Source organism: Bartonella sp. AA86SXKL (genome assembly GCF_042196885.1).
This window is the reverse complement of the sequence record NZ_JBHIRE010000081.1, coordinates 262-1,484: the sequence shown is the minus strand read 5'-3', so window position 1 is coordinate 1,484 and position 1,223 is coordinate 262. Positions and strand designations below refer to the sequence as shown.

General features: G+C 41.1%; 1 pseudogene. It reads right to left on the bottom strand.

Annotated features, from left to right (window positions below):
* Positions 1-1,223 (bottom strand): annotated as a pseudogene (gene addB / locus ACFIO5_RS09865) (double-strand break repair protein AddB); the annotation flags it as partial.

Genomic DNA, 1,223 nt, shown 5'->3' with positions numbered 1-1,223 from the left:
GATCTTGAAAATCTGTAAAAGCACCTTGCATAAGCAAAGCTGCTTCCAATGCCAATTGTGGAAATAATAAATCGCGCACTTGTTTTGATGAAGGTGGGGTGATGGTTTTAAAATCGATAATTTCAACCATTTTTCCTGGCAATACATCAATACGATCAGCACGTCCCGAAAGAGTTAAACCTGTGGTGCCTATAGGTATTTTTTGCGATACTACTTCGGCATATCGTTTTCGAGGACCTAAACTTTGTTCCCATTGGAGAAAAAATGGAGCAAGATTTTCAAAATTGTTCCACCAGATTGCTTCAATATCGAGTGGCAAATTGAATTTATTAAATTCTTCACGCCCGATATTGAGGAGTACATCGAGGACATTCGCAGAATTTGGATTTTTTACTTTTGTACAAAAAGCAGAAAAAATAGCGTGATAAAGTATTCCGCGTTCAGAAGCACCAGGGGCATGGATGAGAGCTTTAAGCGGTTTCAGCCGCAAGATTTTTTTGGCATAAATGGCATAAGGGTCATAGCGCAACGTTGCGATTTCAGTGACGGAAAAATGGCGAGGACGCGCATCAAGGGGTGGGACAGGATAAGGACGTTTCGCACCGGCAATGATATTTGTATGATCAAGCATTTTTGTCCAATGAAGAAATATTTCACCTCGTGCACGGATTTGTTTCCAAACCTGTTTTCCTATAACCGTTTCTAAGCGTTGTAACCAGCGTGAAGGAAGTTAAGGAGCATGATTAACGCGTAGTGCTCGGCTCATCACCACTTTATTCATTCCCATAGCCCATTGAAAGTCATGGGCAGAAAGGCCAATACGCTTTTCTGGTGGTTCAAGAGTTAACATAATTTTCATTGGTCGTGATAAAAAAGCATCATTACGGGTTGTAATAGGCCATGATCCTTCATTAAGACCACCAATAACCACAGTATCAACGGTTTGTAAACGTGATTCTAAGGTTCCCCAAATGAACAAACGCGGATGTCCTCCAGGAGAGGGTGTAACGGAGCGAGTTGCTATAAGGGCTGAAAATATAGCGAGCCATTCGCAAAGTTGAAATTTTAATCCTGATTGATCACTCACCAATTCACGCAAAAAAGTTAAGAGAGTTTGTCCTGCTTCATGTTGATAAAGATGGGCAAGAGAATTGTTTTCATCACGCCCAAAGTTTTCAAACACTTGAACTGTTGCTACCATGGCTTCATTGACGGTACATTCC